This is a genomic window from Flavobacterium sp. FlaQc-28, from assembly GCF_044007415.1.
In the GTDB taxonomy this organism is placed as follows: Bacteria; Bacteroidota; Bacteroidia; order Flavobacteriales; family Flavobacteriaceae; genus Flavobacterium.
The window spans coordinates 142,689-159,044 of the sequence record NZ_JBIPCM010000009.1 but is presented as its reverse complement, the minus strand read 5'-3'; the positions used below and the strand labels follow the sequence as shown (position 1 = coordinate 159,044).

13 protein-coding genes are annotated in these 16,356 nt (G+C 32.9%); 2 read left to right on the top strand and 11 right to left on the bottom strand.

Annotated features, from left to right (window positions below; genetic code table 11):
- Nucleotide 1: 1 nt before the first annotated feature.
- The 7 genes from ACHRVL_RS19910 to ACHRVL_RS19880 all read right to left on the bottom strand — a co-directional run bounded on the left by ACHRVL_RS19910 (nt 2) and on the right by ACHRVL_RS19880 (nt 8,049).
- Entirely contained in the window at nt 2-3,289 is a 3,288-nt protein-coding gene (locus ACHRVL_RS19910) for a SusC/RagA family TonB-linked outer membrane protein (RefSeq protein ID WP_395415087.1), read from the bottom strand.
- A gap of 194 nt (nt 3,290-3,483) precedes the next feature.
- Nucleotides 3,484-4,224: an SDR family oxidoreductase gene (locus tag ACHRVL_RS19905; protein ID WP_395415086.1), complete on the bottom strand. Its 741-nt coding sequence runs from the start codon at nt 4,222-4,224 to the stop codon at nt 3,484-3,486.
- Nucleotides 4,225-4,287: 63 nt separating this feature from the next.
- On the bottom strand, nt 4,288-4,857 hold the full coding sequence (locus ACHRVL_RS19900) for a Crp/Fnr family transcriptional regulator (protein ID WP_395415085.1): 570 nt from the start codon (nt 4,855-4,857) through the stop codon (nt 4,288-4,290).
- 98 nt (nt 4,858-4,955) lie between these two features.
- Nucleotides 4,956-5,669: a lipoyl(octanoyl) transferase LipB gene (gene lipB / locus ACHRVL_RS19895; protein WP_395415084.1), complete on the bottom strand. Its 714-nt coding sequence runs from the start codon at nt 5,667-5,669 to the stop codon at nt 4,956-4,958.
- A 5-nt stretch (nt 5,670-5,674) separates the two neighbouring features.
- The gene (locus ACHRVL_RS19890) at nt 5,675-6,424 is read right to left on the bottom strand and encodes a hypothetical protein (protein WP_395415083.1); all 750 of its coding nucleotides are present in this window, start codon (nt 6,422-6,424) and stop codon (nt 5,675-5,677) included.
- Between the two features lie 68 nt (nt 6,425-6,492).
- Entirely contained in the window at nt 6,493-7,272 is a 780-nt protein-coding gene (locus ACHRVL_RS19885) for a hypothetical protein (RefSeq protein WP_395415082.1), read from the bottom strand.
- 60 nt (nt 7,273-7,332) lie between these two features.
- Nucleotides 7,333-8,049, bottom strand: coding sequence for a hypothetical protein (locus tag ACHRVL_RS19880; RefSeq protein WP_395415081.1), 717 nt, complete (start codon nt 8,047-8,049; stop codon nt 7,333-7,335).
- 225 nt (nt 8,050-8,274) lie between these two features.
- On the opposite strand from ACHRVL_RS19880, the gene lysS reads away from it, so the two are divergent.
- A complete protein-coding gene (gene lysS, locus ACHRVL_RS19875) occupies nt 8,275-9,975 on the top strand; it encodes a lysine--tRNA ligase (RefSeq protein ID WP_395415080.1) in 1,701 nt (566 codons plus the stop codon).
- Nucleotides 9,976-10,072: 97 nt separating this feature from the next.
- Here the strand turns inward: lysS and ACHRVL_RS19870 are convergent, their stop codons facing one another.
- Nucleotides 10,073-10,669, bottom strand: a complete 597-nt coding sequence (locus tag ACHRVL_RS19870; RefSeq protein ID WP_395415079.1) for a hypothetical protein — start codon at nt 10,667-10,669, stop codon at nt 10,073-10,075.
- 42 nt (nt 10,670-10,711) lie between these two features.
- The gene (locus ACHRVL_RS19865; protein ID WP_395415078.1) at nt 10,712-11,731 is read right to left on the bottom strand and encodes a 2-hydroxyacid dehydrogenase; all 1,020 of its coding nucleotides are present in this window, start codon (nt 11,729-11,731) and stop codon (nt 10,712-10,714) included.
- Nucleotides 11,732-11,924: 193 nt separating this feature from the next.
- Here ACHRVL_RS19865 and ACHRVL_RS19860 point away from each other — a divergent pair, with 193 nt between their 5' ends.
- Complete coding sequence (locus ACHRVL_RS19860) at nt 11,925-12,362, top strand: hypothetical protein (protein ID WP_395415077.1); 438 nt, start codon at nt 11,925-11,927, stop codon at nt 12,360-12,362.
- Between the two features lie 40 nt (nt 12,363-12,402).
- Here the strand turns inward: ACHRVL_RS19860 and ACHRVL_RS19855 are convergent, their stop codons facing one another.
- The gene (locus ACHRVL_RS19855; RefSeq protein WP_395415076.1) at nt 12,403-14,880 is read right to left on the bottom strand and encodes a zinc-dependent metalloprotease; all 2,478 of its coding nucleotides are present in this window, start codon (nt 14,878-14,880) and stop codon (nt 12,403-12,405) included.
- A gap of 176 nt (nt 14,881-15,056) precedes the next feature.
- Entirely contained in the window at nt 15,057-16,343 is a 1,287-nt protein-coding gene (hemL, locus tag ACHRVL_RS19850; protein WP_395415075.1) for a glutamate-1-semialdehyde 2,1-aminomutase, read from the bottom strand.
- Between the last annotated feature and the right edge of the window lie 13 nt (nt 16,344-16,356).

Genomic DNA, 16,356 nt, shown 5'->3' with positions numbered 1-16,356 from the left:
TTTAAAATTTTAATGTTATATTACATCCTATGTTTCTTGTAGTAGGTAATGAACCACTTGAATATCCTGCTGATAAGTTACCTGAACTTAGTCCGCTTTCTGGATCTGCATCTGGAAGATTTTTATGAATAATCCATAAATTAGACCCAACTAATGACAATTTCAAACCTGTCAATTTCATTCTAGATACAACCTCCGAAGGAAAACTATAAGTAATACTTGCTTCTCTTAATTTGATGTAACTTGCATCGTATATAAATGCTTTTTGTGGATTTTTTGTATAGCCATAGATCCCTCCTGCTACTTCTGGAGCTGGAGTTCTTGTAGTATTTGGTGTTCCATCAGTATTAACTCCTGGAAGTATAACTCCACCACCATTTGCTAATGTATTTCGAACCGGATTTCCTAACTCATTATAACCAGCAGTTGACTCATATAAACCTGAATTTTGCCCGTAGTATTGATCTAATGAAAAAATATCTCCACCTTTTTGCATATCAATCAAGAACCCGAATGAAACTTGTTTGTAAGTAAATTTATTTCTAATTCCTCCTAGCCAATCAGGAGTAACATTTCCAATAACATTTGTAGTCGTTGATGTGATTGCATAAGTTCCATTATTCGTTATTTTTTGTCCATCTTTTGCATACACATAATCAGCGCCAATGATATCGCCATATGGCTGTCCTTTTTTCGCAACAATACTTACCCCGCCTTGAAAAGTTCCTAATGTCAATATTTCAATACCTTCTGTCAATTCAACAACAGTATTTTTATTTTTAGACCAGTTTACAAAAATATCCCATTGAAAATCTTTCATTTTTACTGGAGTCATATTAAGCTGGACTTCTATCCCTTTGTTCTCTACCGAACCTGCATTTACATATTTTGAAGAATATCCTGTTCCTGTAGAATAATCAACAGGAAAAATTTGATCAGAGCTCAAACTTTTATAAATACTAGTATCAAATCCAAGTCTTCTATTAAAAAACTGCATCTCTAAACCAACTTCTTGAGAAGCTGTTTTTACAGGACGCAAATTTGAATTAGCAGCAATACTTGGTTTTGAATAAAGAGGATTTGAACCAAAATTGTCGAACTTATCAAAAGTATCCTGCAATGCATATAAATCAATATTTCCTTGTGGATTTTCGGCATAACTTACTCTAAGTTTTCCAAACGAAAGCCAATCTTGATGAACATGTTTGGTAAACACATAACTTGCTGATGTAGAAAAAGTATTAACCGCATTGTTCCCTTTTGGCAAAGTCGAAAATGCATCATTACGCACCGTTCCTTCTAAAAATAAGAAATCCTTATATCCTAATGAAGCCGAAGCATAAATACTATTAACTCCCGAATTTTCTTCTTTTTCAATAGGAAATGGTGCTGCTGATTTAGAGTTTGTCAATGAATAAATTCCAGGAATTATTAATCCTCCCTCTGTAGAAGCTAATATTGAAGTACGACGTGTTCTTAAGCCATTTACACCAACCAGACCATTTAAAGAAAAATTATCCGTTAGCTTTCTATTAAAATTCAATGTGAATTGATAATTCTGTTCAGAAAACATTCCATTATATCTTTGGTAACCAGAAGGTACTGATGCTCTGCTTACACCAAATACAGCACTGCTTGCACCATCGGCTCTTCTTTCTTCACGCAGTTCAGAATAACTATCGGTACTTGCTTTTCCTGTAGCAGATAACCAGTCTGTTAATTTATAATCTAATTGCACATAACCAATAAAACGGTTTCTTTCATCAGATTGAAAATTTTTATATCTCGTAAAATAGGGATTGTTGGCAGATTTAGAAGATATATCACCATTTGCGGGATCTTTCATATTCCATGTTACGTTCTGTCCTCCCGAATTTTCAAAAACAGTTTTCAGCTCTTTTAAATCAACATTTAAAGGCCACCATTGTCTAAAACTACTTGCTACATTATCTCCACTGTATCCCGTAGAGTTTCTTCCAACCGTAGATTGAGCCAAATAATTTGCAAAAACATTTGCTGTAAGTTTATCTGTAAATTTATGATTTAACTTAAGGCTTAAATTATTTTTCTTAAGTTCACTGTTTGGCAATATTCCATTTTCTTTGTAATTATTGTAGTTGATAACAATATTGGTCTTTTCATTTCCATCTTCAAAAGAGATAGAATTATTGAAAATTTGTGCTGTTTGAAAAAAAGTAACAGGGCCATTTGGCGCAGCCATCCAAGGTATTTTTTTACCATAATTTGAAGAATAAGGCGTATAAGCATTCCACTGATAAACAGATAGATTTGGATCAAAAGCCACACCATAAGACGCGTCATCAAATGTGGTCGCAACTTGATTACCGTTTTTATCAATTACAAAAAAAGCTCCAGTAGGCCCTACAGGAATACCTTTAGGATTACCTTTATCATCATAAGTTGGTCCATAATCTTGGCCATATTTATTTTGATAAGCAGGGAAAGTGTTTTTATCAAGTGACCCAATTGTAACTTCACTCGAAACAGTTATACCCATCCCCTTTTTTGCCTTCCCTTTTTTAGTGGTAATCATGATTACGCCATTACCAGCCTGCCAGCCGTACAAGGCCGCAGCTGCAGCTCCTTTCAATATATTAAGAGATTCAATATCGTCTGGATTAATATCCATACCAGCATTACCATAATCGTAAGTATTTCGAACTCCCTCAGTTTGTTTTGCCGAATTTGAATTAATATTACTATTGTTAATAGGCATACCATCTATAACAATAAGCATCTGATTATCACCCGTAAGGTTTTTAACTCCTCTCGATACAACGTTAGTAGATCCTCCAAAATTGGTGTTTTTTCTAACATATACACCGGCTGCTTTTCCTGAAATTTCATTTAGGAAATTTCCACTGGCAACACCCGAATTCAAATCAGCACCCTTTATTTCCTGTGAGGCATAACCAAGAGATTTCTTTTCTCTTTTAATTCCTAATGCCGTTACAACAACACCATCAAGTTCATTAGAAACACTTGATAATTTTACATTCACAACAGCTGTTGCTGCAGATAATTCCTGAGTTTTCATTCCCATGTAACTAAAAATCAAAATCTCTCCTGAAGATGCTTTTATAGCATACTTTCCATCAATATCTGTTTGAGATCCTTTTTTAGTTCCTTTAACAAGAATACTAACTCCCGGAAGAGGAAATCCGCTTTCATCGGAAACTTTTCCAGAAACAACTCTTTCCTGAGAGAAAGAAATTTGTATAATTAACATCATAAATAACATTAAAATACATTTAAACTGTAATTTCATTTTTGCTTAGTTTTGGTTATTAGTCAGCAAAAATGAAATTATTTTCCTATAGAAACAATAAATAAATGTTAAATTTAAATCTTTTTCTTACTTTTATTGACGGAATTTTAACTTTAGTACTATAAATAAAACAGAAACAAAGCCAAAATTTACTACAAGCAAAATGGATTCCGTTTACATAAACAATAAAAAAATCAGCTTAAACCATTTATTTTTTTGAATGCAAAATGCGGAGCAATTCTAAAAAGCAGGTATAATAATTTCACCTTCGAAATTCTTATTTCCAATTTGTTCTTAGCAAGTTCTTTAAACATTTCTGTAACAGCCTTTTCTGAAGATATAGCAATTTTAGGAGGTCTGCCATTATGCCAAGGTGTATTTACAACTGGAAATAACACCTCAATAATCTGTATTGGTTCATTTTTAAGCTGATACCTTAAGACTTGGGTAAAGGAGTGCAAGGCTGATTTTACAGCATTATAAAAAGTATAAACACCTCTTGGCACATACACCAAACCAGTTGTAATATTTATAACTTTCGAATTTTTATTTTTGATTAAAACAGGATACAACAATTTTATCAAACGAACTGGAGCTTCAAAATTGGTTGAAACTTCATCATTCATTTTTTGCAAAATCAAATCATCTTCTATAAAAGCTGTTCTATGAACAATCGCAGCATTATTGATCAAAATGTTCATTTGAGGGTAAGAAGTCTCAACCCATTTTGCAAATACTTCACATTCATGCTCATTTGTAATATTACAAGGATAAATAATTAAATCCGGCAGTATTTTTTGTGCTTCTTTAAGTTTCTCAACAGAACGTGAACAAGTAATTACTGTATTACCTTGTTTTAAAAACTGCTTACACATTTCAAATCCTATACCTGAACTTCCTCCAGTAATAACGATAGTACTATTCGTGATTTTCATAACTCAATATTTAAATTAAGCATTAAAAATACCCATCGTCACAAAACTATGCATTGATCTATGTTAAGTCTTAAATTTTCTTCTGATTCTACTGAGTGATTCGGGTTGAATACCCAAATATGAAGCTATAATCTGCTGCGAAACTCTGTTTTCTAAATCTGGAAATTCTGCAACAAAAATTTCATATCGTTTTTCTGCATCTAAAAGCAGTAATTCCCGCTCTCGTTTCTCTTTAACACAAAAAGCTTTTTCTAATATTTGAAGCAAAAAGACACTCCAAAAAGAGTTTTTCTCCTTCATTTCCAGCCATCTCAAATAATCAATTTCCAAAATTTCTGCTTCTTCCAAAACTTCAACAGAAAAATAAGAAGCACTATTATGAATCATTGCTGAATAGGAACTTATAAAATTGTTTTCGGTAATGATGCTTTTTGTAAACTCGTTACCATTTTCGTTACTATAAACGTATCGAAACAATCCTTTAAAAACAAAAGCCATCTTACGAGGGATTTGACCTGCCGCAATAAAATAATCTCCCTTGTCCATTATTTTATGCTCACATATATTCGATAATTCCTCCAACTCTTTTTCAGGAAGTCTTAAACTATTTAAAATTGCTTTTTTATCGATCATATCCATACCTAAAACAGAAAAACCCGTTGAATATAATTTCTATAAAAGCAATTATATTCAATAGGTATAAACTAAATATTCAAAAACTAAAACTAGTTTTAGTTCGACTTTTCTGTAATAAATTCAGCTTCAAATAAATGAGCCAAATGTTTGTTGATTTTAGACTTTACTTCTTCCTCATCAACTCGTTCAACACCAAGTTCAACGTTTAAAGAGGTAACGCCTTTACCACGAATACCGCATGGAATTATATTGTCAAAATATCCTAAATCTACATTTACATTTAATGCAAATCCGTGCATAGTAACCCAACGCGAAGCACGAACGCCCATTGCACATATTTTACGGGCAAATGGCGTACCAACACCAAGCCAAACTCCAGTCTCACCTTCACTCCTGCCCGACTCTAATCCGTATTCTGCCAAAGTCATAATAATTGCTTCTTCTAAGAAACGCAAATATTTATGAATATCTGTAAAGAAGTTTTCTAAATCTAGAATTGGATAACCCACAACTTGTCCCGGTCCGTGGTAAGTAATATCTCCTCCACGGTTAATTTTGTAAAATGTTGCTCCTTTGGCTTCAAGCTGTTTCTCGTTTAATAACAAGTTTTCTAAATCACCACTTTTGCCTAAAGTATAAACATGCGGATGCTCAACAAACAATAAATAATTGGGAGTTGGTAAATTGAGTTCTTCCCTTCTATTTTTGATTTTTAAATCAACTATAGCTTTAAAAAGCTCTTCCTGATATTCCCACGTCGATTTATAATCTCTGTTTCCTAGATCTTGAAGTTGAATTTTTTTATTCATCTTAATTATTTTTCAAACTCTACTTCAAAGTTGAGTTTGTCAGGATTCTCCATATAATCCGTAAAAGGGTATTGAATTGTAATTGATTTTCGATCGTCACTGAATAACGCATTCGGATTTGATACTTTTTTGATTTTTTTCGGAAAATGATAGCTCACAACGTAAGTTGAAGATGCAAACATCATTTTTGACATTCCTGCAGAATCTTTGACCATTTCGGCAACTTTTTTAGGATCAATTATTGCCTTTCTAGTAAACTTTTTAGTGTCATAAGTATAGGTCAGCACACTATTATTGTTCCCAAAACCACTTCCTAAAGGACTTGCTCCCGCTCCTCCTTCAAGTTTTTGAAGTACATTAGCAGTTTGTAAAATATCCTGCAGTTCATTTACATTTTTAAAATCAGTCGATAAAGTCATTAAAAATTGCTTTTTCTCACTGCTCATTTTGGTATGAACAGCAAAACTTTCCAGTTTCTTCAACTCTTTTTGAACTTCTGGAGACAACTTAGCAATACTGTCTTTTTTCTCTTCAAACAATTGCTTGAAAGTAAAACTAGAATCAATATCTTTTTTGGCATCGGCTCCCATTTGATTTCCAATTTGATCGCCTGCCATTTCCATCAAAGCAGAACCATCCATATCTACAGAAAATTTCCCAGTTCCGTTATCATTGATGTAAATACTTTCAGTAAAAGTACAACTTGTTAAAAAGGCTAGTAAAAAAGAAAAACTTAATAATTTTAATAATTTCATCGTTGTGTAATTTTTTTATCAAATATACGAACTCTATTCAAAAGAATATTACTTTGTAAACCTGCTTATTAATCTTCGAATATTACCTTAAACCCAATATTCATATTGCTGTTATCCTGCATATTCTCTAAAGGAACATCATAAATAAAACTCTTTCTATCAGCAGCAATCACAGCATTTTTTAAAGAAACCGTTTTTATCTTTTTAGGAAAATGATATTCCATAGAATATTTACATTCCTTCATCATATCGTCCATTTTCTTAGAAAAAGGATCATCTTCCTCTTTTCCTTTTTTCTTTTTAGGTTTTGAAACTTCTTTTTTATTATCCTCTGTACTCGAAATCACTTTAGTAAAACTCTTTCCATCATAAAGAAACAAAGTAGAGTTATTATCCTCTGATTTTGGTGCTGCACTTAAAGCTCCAAGTCGCTTTTTATCCGAAAGAGCTAATTTTTCCATCGCCTGAGTTGGAGATGCCATTTTCTGAATACTGTTTAAATCAGGAAAATCAAATATCATATTATACTCCATTTGCTTTTGCTCTTCGTTCACTTTTAAGCTGATTTTAAAATTCTCAAGCACCTTAAGCATTTCTTTCTCTGCTGCCGGCAGTTTTGCTATACTATCTTTTGCTTTATCAAATAATTCTTTAAAATTAAATGTAGTATCAATAACCTTTTTATCCTTTAAAGAATCCGAACTTTTCATTCCCATTTTATACATTCCCGCCATGTCAAATCCATATGAAAAAGATCCTGAGCCATCTTCATTTATAACCACTTTTTCTTTAATAGTACAACTTGACATACATAATACTGCAAGGATATAAAACAGTCCTTTTTTCATGATTTTAATTTTTTGGTTAGTAAGCCGCGAAGATACTTTCTTTTGATAATAATTTAAGTTTTATTCTAAAATCACTTCCAAATTTGTCAATTCAGGATTTTGCAGGCAGTCTGAAAGCTGAAATTCTAAACTTAATGATTTTCTATCGGCACTTATAACCGCTTTTTCATTTGAAATCGATTTTATCTTTCTTGGAAAATAGTAGTTTAAGACATAAGATTGTTTTAATTTATAGTTAGAAAATATTTTTTTTTTGTCCTCTACTTCTTTCCTTCTCTCATCAAATTTTTCTTGATCAGTGATTACCAAATTTCTTCTAAATGTAACACCGTCAAAACTGTATTTTATTTTATAAAACGGCTTAACTATCGTATAATTTTCTTTTAAACAACTCGCTAAACTAAGACTTTCATAAACATTAGGAACTTCTTCTATCTTTTTAAAATCACATGAAACAATATTAAAATTCTCCATCTGAATTGGATCCGTCTTTACATGCATTTTCACATTAGAATGTTCCTGAAATAATGCTTGATCTGATTTACTAAATCGCACAAAAGTTTCTTGATACTTAGTGATGTAATCTTGAAAAACAAATATCGTATCAATAAATTTCTCTGAAGAAGGACTGTTTTTTCGTAACTGCATAACACTATTTTCATCCCGAAGACTGTAAACTTCAATATTGCCAGTTCCGTCTGGGTTTATTATTATCGTTTCGGTTATAGTGCAGCTTGTGAGCAGAATTAATAATAAAAAGACTGATATAAATTTCATTTTTTAGAAGATTCTGAGTTTTTATGAGTCGCTAAGATAACTAGATTCTGATTCAATTTCTTACAAAACTATTTTATTTTAAAACAATACATAGTCCCCACACCAATCTATACGGGGCAAAAGGGGATTGAAATACAATAAATTGCTGCTGCAAAAATTCTAAAATACGCATTCTAAAATCTACATTCTTTTCTTTATCTTTGCACTCTTAAAAAAAGCACAAAAATGGCATTATCAGAACAAGAAATCATCAGAAGAGAAAAACTTCAAAACTTACGCAGCTTAGGAATCAATCCTTATCCAGCTAATCTTTTTCCTGTAAATCATACTTCGAAGCAAATAAAGGAGTCGTTTGAAGAAGGTAAGAAGGTTATCGTTGCGGGTCGTTTGATGAGTGTTCGTGATCAAGGTAAAGCTTGTTTTGCTGAATTGCAGGATAGCGAAGGACGTATTCAATTGTACGTGAATCGTGATGTTTTGTGCGAAGGCGACGATAAAACTTTATACAACCAAGTATTTAAAAAATTAACTGATTTAGGTGACTTTATTGGTATCGAAGGTGAATTGTTTACTACACAAGTTGGTGCAAAATGTATTCGTGTAAGCGGTTTTACATTCTTGAGTAAAACATTACGCCCGCTTCCGTTGCCAAAAGTTGACGAAGAAGGAAACGTTCACGATGCATTTAATGATGCTGAGTTACGTTACAGAATGCGTTATGTAGATTTAACTGTAAATCCACAAGTTAAAGAAACTTTCATCAAACGTACAAAGCTATTTACAGCAATGCGTGGTTATTTTAACGATGCAGGATATCTTGAAGTTGACACTCCAGTTTTGCAGTCAATACCTGGTGGTGCTTCGGCTAGACCTTTTATAACGCATCATAATTCGCTTGACATTCCGCTTTATATGCGTATTGCGAATGAATTATACTTAAAAAGATTAATTGTTGGTGGATTCGAAGGTGTTTATGAGTTTTCTAGAAACTTCCGTAACGAAGGTATGGACAGAACGCATAATCCTGAATTTACTGCAATGGAAATATATGTAGCTTACAAAGACTACAACTGGATGATGGAATTTGCTGAAGGTTTATTAGAGCATTGTGCAATTGCCGTAAACGGAACTAGCGAAGTTACTTTTGGCGAACACCAAATTAACTTTAAAGCGCCTTACGCTCGTGTAACAATGACCGATTCTATCAAACATTTTACTGGTTTTGACATTTCTGGAAAAACGGAAGAAGAATTGTTTGAAGCGGCAAGAGGAATGGGAATTGAAGTGGACAAAACAATGGGTAAAGGAAAATTGATTGATGAGATTTTTGGAGCAAAATGCGAAGGAAACTATATTCAGCCAACTTTCATTACTGATTATCCAAAAGAAATGTCTCCGCTTTGTAAAGAGCACCGTGATAATCCAGACTTGACGGAACGTTTTGAATTAATGGTTTGCGGAAAAGAAATCGCAAATGCGTATTCTGAATTGAATGATCCAATTGACCAAAGAGAGCGTTTTGAAGATCAAATGCGTTTGGCAGCAAAAGGTGATGACGAAGCAAACGGAATTATCGACGAAGATTTCTTAAGAGCACTTGAATACGGAATGCCTCCAACTTCTGGAATGGGAATTGGAATGGATCGTTTGATTATGTATTTAACTAATAATGCTTCTATTCAGGAAGTTTTATTGTTCCCGCAAATGCGTCCGGAGAAAAAACAATTAATTGAATTATCTGACGAAGAGAAAGCAATTATTCACTTCCTTAAAGAGAATGAAAACAAAATGGATCTTTCGCAACTAAAAGTTACGGCTAATTTAAGCGGTAAAAAATGGGATGCAGCTATGAAAAATTTATCAAAACATGGTTTGACTAAAGTTGCCGTTGAAGGTGAATTTAAATTCGTGGAATTGGTAGGATAAATTATTAAAATCTCAATTTTTGGAAATTCCAAATTCTGAAATTAACTAATATTCAAACCCGACAGGTCTTTAAAATCTGTCGGGTTTTATTTTTTCTTTAAAATGAAAACTTTTCCGATTTCTTAGAATTAATATCTAAGATTTTTGTACTTTCTTTAGGAACATTACCTTTTATAACTTCCTGAACAGATGGATTTGAAGGATATTTTCCGCCTTTCATTTTTAAAAGATGAAATTTACCTCCGCTTTCAAATATTAGATCATAAAACTTTTCAGTTGATGAAGTCGTTACATAAATTGGAAAATCAGTTACTGAAAAACGATTGATTACACTTCCATCGTTGTTTAAAATATATCCAGAACAGCCTCCGCTTCCGCAGAAATAAGAATTTGAAAAACCAACAAAATATTCGTTTTTCTTATCATTATTCAAATCAAATTCTTGATAATAAAAATAACGATCGTCTTTTGTCATAGCTGGAATATCTTTCTTCAACAAAACACTTAATTGCTTCCTAATCAATTCGACTGCTTTATCATCTCTTGGAGGCGCTTCGCTAAGATTTGCCGTTCCTCCCAATGTTTTAGACAAAGTATCCTGCACAATAGTTTTTACAATATTTTTTGATTCCGATTTATTTTGACATGAATACAATGCCAAAATTGCAATTGCAATTACGATTTTACTTTTCATAATTTGTTGTTTTTAATTTTATACACACCCTTATAATCATTTCTAGACAAGCAAAGCTGCTTTGTTTTCAATATCATTTTCAGTCAGCAATGCTTTAATATTATTAAAAGTAACCAACGCAATCTGCGTTAAAGCTTCATTCGTAAAAAATGCCTGATGCGCCGTTACCAAAACATTCGGAAAACTCATTAACCTTTGAATAGCATCATCCTGAATAATATCTGCAGATAAATCTCTGAAAAACAATTTTTCTTCCTGTTCGTAAACATCAATTCCTAAATAACCTATTTTACCTTCTTTCAAACCTTCAATAACCGAAGCCGTTTCAATCAATCCGCCTCGACTTGTATTAATAATCATCACATTATCTTTCATAGATGCAATTGATTCTTTATTAATAACGTGCTTTGTTTGAGCATTTAACGGACAATGGAGCGAGATAATATCACTTGATTTAAAAATCGTTTCCAGCGATACAAACTCGACACTGTCCTTTATCATTTCATCATTCGTAACAATATCATAAGCCAGTACTTTACAACCAAAACCTAAAGCAATTTTAGCAAAAGCTTTTCCTATATTTCCAGTTCCAATAATCCCAACCGTTTTTCCAAACAAATCAAAACCTAACAATCCGTTTAGAGAAAAATTTTGTTCGCGAACACGATTGTACGCTTTATGCGTTTTTCTGTTTAAAGTCAAAATCATTGCCATTGCATGTTCTGCAACAGCTTGTGGAGAATAAGCAGGAACGCGGCAAACTTTTAAATTATATTTCTTAGCTGCTTCTAAATCAACATTGTTAAAACCTGCACAACGCAGTGCAATAATTTTCACTCCTTTTTCTGCCAGCTGTTTAATTACCGCTTCATTTACTATGTCGTTTACAAAAACACAAACAACAGCGGTATTTTCAATTAAAATAACAGTCTGAGGATTAAGCTGCGTTTCGAAAAATTCCAATTCAAAACCATCATTATACTGATTAAAAAAAGCTTTATCGTAAGGCTGTGTTGAAAAAAAGGCGATTTTATTTCCGCTGATTGTAGTAACTAAACTCATAATGAATTGTTCTTGGATTTTAATTTGTTTATACCTTAAAAATACAAAAATAATTCTAGATGCTTCTTTTAAAATAAAGCTTTAAAATTTCACGTTTCAATTTGTTAAATAAAGTACAATTCTAATTAGCTAATTAAACCTATTGATTTTAACATTGTCTAATCAATATAAAACAATTAAAAAAACTTACATCATGAAAAAATTATTTATCGCAGCTATGCTATTTGTTGGAATAGCAAGTTTTGCACAAGAAGCCGACCAAAAACCCATGCGTGAGCATAAAGAAAGATTAACTCCAGAACAGCGCAGTGAAAAGCAGTTGAAAAAACTAACTTCTGAGTTAAATTTAGATGCCAATCAACAAACACAAGTAAAACAACTTTTAGCAGATCGTAATGCTAAAGCTGAAAAATTTAAAGAAGCCAGAAAAGACAAAAAAGACAGCAATGCAAAACCAACAACTGCTGAAAAAGATGCTTTCAAAAAACAAATGATGGACGAAAAAGAGGCAAATGATGCAAAAATGAAAGCAATTTTGAATGCGGACCAATACAGCAAATGGAAAAACATTCAGAAAGAAAATCAAAACAAGATGAGAGATAAAATGAAAGAACGAAAAGATCAAGAATAAAAAAAGAGGCTCGAAAGCCTCTTTTTTGTTTTGTATAAATCTACAACTTAGGATTTAGAATTAAATCAATTCTTTTAATACAATCTTCATAGTGATATTTTGTTTCTGGATTTGTTCCTAATGCTTTTGCAGCCGTAAGTGATTTTTTTAATGCATTTAATTCTCCACGTACTAAAGCTCTAAGATCAGACTGAGAAACATTGTAATAACCCGATGATCTTTCTGTTGGTTTCATCTCTTCTGTCATCAAAGTTCCCATTCTGTCGATATAAGCACGCTGCAAGTTTCGACGGTAAATTGTAACATTTGCGGCGCTGCCAGCCTCTTTCCAAATTCCTTTTCGCATATCTTTAAAGAAATCTAAAGCTTTATAAGTATCAGCACCCAAAATTTCATTATCCATTAATCTGCCAATGCGTCCTAAACTTAATAAGTTATTTAGATGTCTAACTTGTAAATTTCTAAATCTTTCAGTATAACCAGCATAATCAGTATTCTTTAAAGTATTTAAGTTTACAATCCACGTTGGAGATGCAAAAGCATTTGTCTGTAACCAATTCATTGCTTCAATTTGCTTTGCCTTTGGAACAACTTCGTATACATTTCCTGCCTGATTTGGATTTTTAAGGTTTTCATACACTCCGCCAACATTTGTTACAACGTGACCTACATAACGGCTCCAAACATCCAATAATTCCTTATACAATTCATCTAAATCTTCATAGTTGTTGGTAACATTACTCGTCCATTCATTTAAATGATTGGCAACAAATTCAAGATTTTTAAGTCCATAAGAACTCGCTTTCATCGAGTTATTTCCAATATCTTCTGTTTGAGAAGAAGGATCGAAAGTACTGCTTTGTTTACCATATTTATAAACCGGATTTCCTGCCTTATCCAAAATCCACTTGTCTAACGTTGGCGTTTCGTCTTGAGGAGATTTCGAATTTGGAATTACTCTGTAACCCCAATTTAAAGCGTAATGATCGTAAGCTCCCATTTTACGAATAAAACGAACATTTTTATCTCCTGGCTGTGCAATATAATTGTATCTCGCATAGTCCATTATACTTGCTGCAATACCATTTTGCTGTGTAAAATCACCATTTCTGTAACTTTCTGTATCAAAAGCACAACTCGCTCCCATATTATGAGGAAAACCTAATGCATGCCCCACTTCATGCGCAATTACCATTCGCATCATTTCTCCCATTTCTTCCTCACTAGTCTGCAATGTTCTAGCTGATGGATTTGCTGCTCCCGTTTCTAACAAATAACGATTCCTGTATGAACGTAAATGATTGTGATACCAGATAACATCACTTTCTATAATTTCTCCAGTTCTAGGATCAGAAACACTAGGCCCAACAGCATTTCTTGTTGTACTGGCAACATAACGAATTACAGAATAACGAACATCTTCTGGGCTAAAATCAGGATCTTCCTCTTTTGTTGGAGCATCTTTGGCGATAATAGCATTTTTAAAACCAGCAGTTTCAAAGGGTTTTTGCCATTCTTCAATTCCTTGTTTAATATATTTTCTAAGTTTTTCCGGCGTAGCTGGATCCAAATAATATACAATTGGTTTTATTGGTTCAACTAATTCTCCCCTTGCATAAGCTTCAGGATCTTTAGGCTCTAATCTCCATCTTCTGATATACGTTTTAAGATCCGATTTCAATTCATTGCTTCCATAATCGTATTGGCTTATGGTAAACCATCCTACACGTGGATCTGCCAATCTAGGTTTCATTGGTACTTCTGGCAGTAAAACCATAGACTGATTCATCTGAATACTAATTGACTCTGTTTCTTCCAACATTGACGGCTTTGAAGCATTATAAGTCATATCCTGAATCACTTCAATATTCATAGGAAAACTTTTAATCGTATTGATAAAACTTCTTGAATCATCAAGTCCTTTTACTTTATACGTTTCTCTCATTTGACCAGAAATCCCGCTGATTGCTTTTACATCTGTACTGTAAAATTTAGTAACATCGATAACTGTATTTGCAGAATCTTTACTAAAAGCAACAATATCAAAAGCAAATAATGTTGGATCGTAATTATTTGATTTAACCGAAATACTTATTGGCAAAGTATCATTTGCTACCGCATTATATGATTTTGATTTGATTAGAATTTTATCCTGAAAACGCTGCCAAACAATCAATTGTTCATTTGTTTCAGAACCAGCATTTACATAACCTCCCCCAAGATTAGAAGGCAGTTTAGACAATCTGCTTACCAAAAGCATATCTTTGTTTAGATATTTATTAGGAATTTCGAAGTAGAACTTTTTATCAACTTTATGAACCGTAAAAAGACCTTCGTCAGAAACGGCATCTTTAGTAATTACTTTACTGTACTCTTTGATAGAAGATTCAGATTTTTTTTCTACTGGCGCTCCAGCACTCTCTTCTTTTTTGGATTTCTTTTTCGTCGATTGGGCAAACTGACTTTCAGGAAATAACATAAAAACTGCCATTGCAGTAAAAATGAAAATTTTCTTCATTTATTATAGGTTTTAATGGTTATTTGTTAAACAAAAATAATTTTTGAATGCAATTATACAAGTATTTTACTTGTCATTAACTTTTTATTAACTAAATATAAATTAAAGTTTACAACAATAAAAAAGGTTTGACTTTTTGTAAAGTCAAACCTTTTAAAACAAATAGTTACTATAAATTAAAATGTTTTCGAAACTTTATCGATCGCATTAATTGTAAAATCTAAATCTTCATACGTCAAAGCATCCGTTATAAACCATGTTTCATAAGCTGATGGCGCAATATAAACACCTTCCTGCAATAAACCGTGGAAGAATTTTTTAAACGTTTCGTTATCTCCTTTTGCTGCAGTTTGAAAATCTACAACAGGATTTGCATCAAAATGAACAGAAATCATCGAACCTACTCTATTGATTGTAAAAACAACATTATTTGCTTTTAAAACCCTGTCAATTCCAGCTTCTAAATAAGCAGTTTTTTCTTCTAAACGAGTAAAAATTTCACGATCATTATCTAACGCTTTCAACATTGCATAGCCGGCAGCCATTGCTAACGGATTTCCAGATAATGTTCCTGCTTGATAAACTGGTCCTAGAGGCGCTAAATAATTCATGATTTCTTCGCGTGCAGCAAAAGCTCCAACTGGTAATCCTCCGCCAATAACTTTCCCGAAAGTTACGATATCAGCATTGATATTGTACAATTCCTGAACACCGCCGCGAGCCAAACGGAAACCTGTCATAACTTCGTCAAAAATCAATAAGATTCCATTTGCAGTACATAAATCTCTCAAACCTTGCAAAAATCCTTTTTGAGGCGGAATGCAACCCATATTTCCCGCAACTGCTTCAATTATAATAGCAGCAATTTCACCTTTATTAGCTTCGATTAAAGTTTTTACATTCTCTAAATCATTGTATTTAGCTAACAAAGTATCTTTTGCAGTTCCTTCTGTAACACCTGGACTATTTGGAGATCCAAAAGTTACAGCACCGCTTCCTGCCTGAATCAAAAACGAATCAGAATGTCCGTGATAGCATCCAGCAAATTTGATGATTTTATCTCTTTTTGTAAATCCGCGAGCCAAACGAATTGCGCTCATACAAGCTTCTGTTCCTGAATTTACAAATCTAATTTTATCAATATTTGGAACCATAGAAACAGCCAAAGCTGCAATTTCTGTTTCCAATTCAGTCGGCATTCCAAATGAAGTTCCCAATTTTGCTTTTTCGATCACTGCATCAACAACCGGTTGATAAGCATGCCCTAAAACCATTGGCCCCCAAGAGTTAATATAATCTATTAATTTGTTTCCGTCTTCATCATATAAATAAGCACCTTTGGCACTTTTGACAAAAATTGGAGTTCCTCCAACTGCTTTAAACGCTCTTACTGGTGAATTTACACCTCCTGGAATTACTTTTTCTGCTTCAGCAAAAAGCTGACTACTTCTTTTATATAACATTATAATATTAGAT

What these genes read in the sequence shown, in the direction of transcription:
- ACHRVL_RS19890 (WP_395415083.1), bottom strand. Translation starts at nt 6,424, where the DNA reads ATGAAATTATTAAAATTATTAAGTTTTTCTTTTTTACTAGCCTTTTTA.
- ACHRVL_RS19880 (WP_395415081.1), bottom strand. Translation starts at nt 8,049, where the DNA reads ATGAAATTTATATCAGTCTTTTTATTATTAATTCTGCTCACAAGCTGC.
- ACHRVL_RS19855 (WP_395415076.1), bottom strand. Translation starts at nt 14,880, where the DNA reads ATGAAGAAAATTTTCATTTTTACTGCAATGGCAGTTTTTATGTTATTT.
- ACHRVL_RS19885 (WP_395415082.1), bottom strand. Translation starts at nt 7,272, where the DNA reads ATGAAAAAAGGACTGTTTTATATCCTTGCAGTATTATGTATGTCAAGT.
- lysS (WP_395415080.1), top strand. Translation starts at nt 8,275, where the DNA reads ATGGCATTATCAGAACAAGAAATCATCAGAAGAGAAAAACTTCAAAAC.
- ACHRVL_RS19870 (WP_395415079.1), bottom strand. Translation starts at nt 10,669, where the DNA reads ATGAAAAGTAAAATCGTAATTGCAATTGCAATTTTGGCATTGTATTCA.
- ACHRVL_RS19860 (WP_395415077.1), top strand. Translation starts at nt 11,925, where the DNA reads ATGAAAAAATTATTTATCGCAGCTATGCTATTTGTTGGAATAGCAAGT.
- ACHRVL_RS19865 (WP_395415078.1), bottom strand. Translation starts at nt 11,731, where the DNA reads ATGAGTTTAGTTACTACAATCAGCGGAAATAAAATCGCCTTTTTTTCA.
- lipB (WP_395415084.1), bottom strand. Translation starts at nt 5,669, where the DNA reads ATGAATAAAAAAATTCAACTTCAAGATCTAGGAAACAGAGATTATAAA.
- hemL (WP_395415075.1), bottom strand. Translation starts at nt 16,343, where the DNA reads ATGTTATATAAAAGAAGTAGTCAGCTTTTTGCTGAAGCAGAAAAAGTA.
- ACHRVL_RS19900 (WP_395415085.1), bottom strand. Translation starts at nt 4,857, where the DNA reads ATGATCGATAAAAAAGCAATTTTAAATAGTTTAAGACTTCCTGAAAAA.
- ACHRVL_RS19910 (WP_395415087.1), bottom strand. Translation starts at nt 3,289, where the DNA reads ATGAAATTACAGTTTAAATGTATTTTAATGTTATTTATGATGTTAATT.
- ACHRVL_RS19905 (WP_395415086.1), bottom strand. Translation starts at nt 4,224, where the DNA reads ATGAAAATCACGAATAGTACTATCGTTATTACTGGAGGAAGTTCAGGT.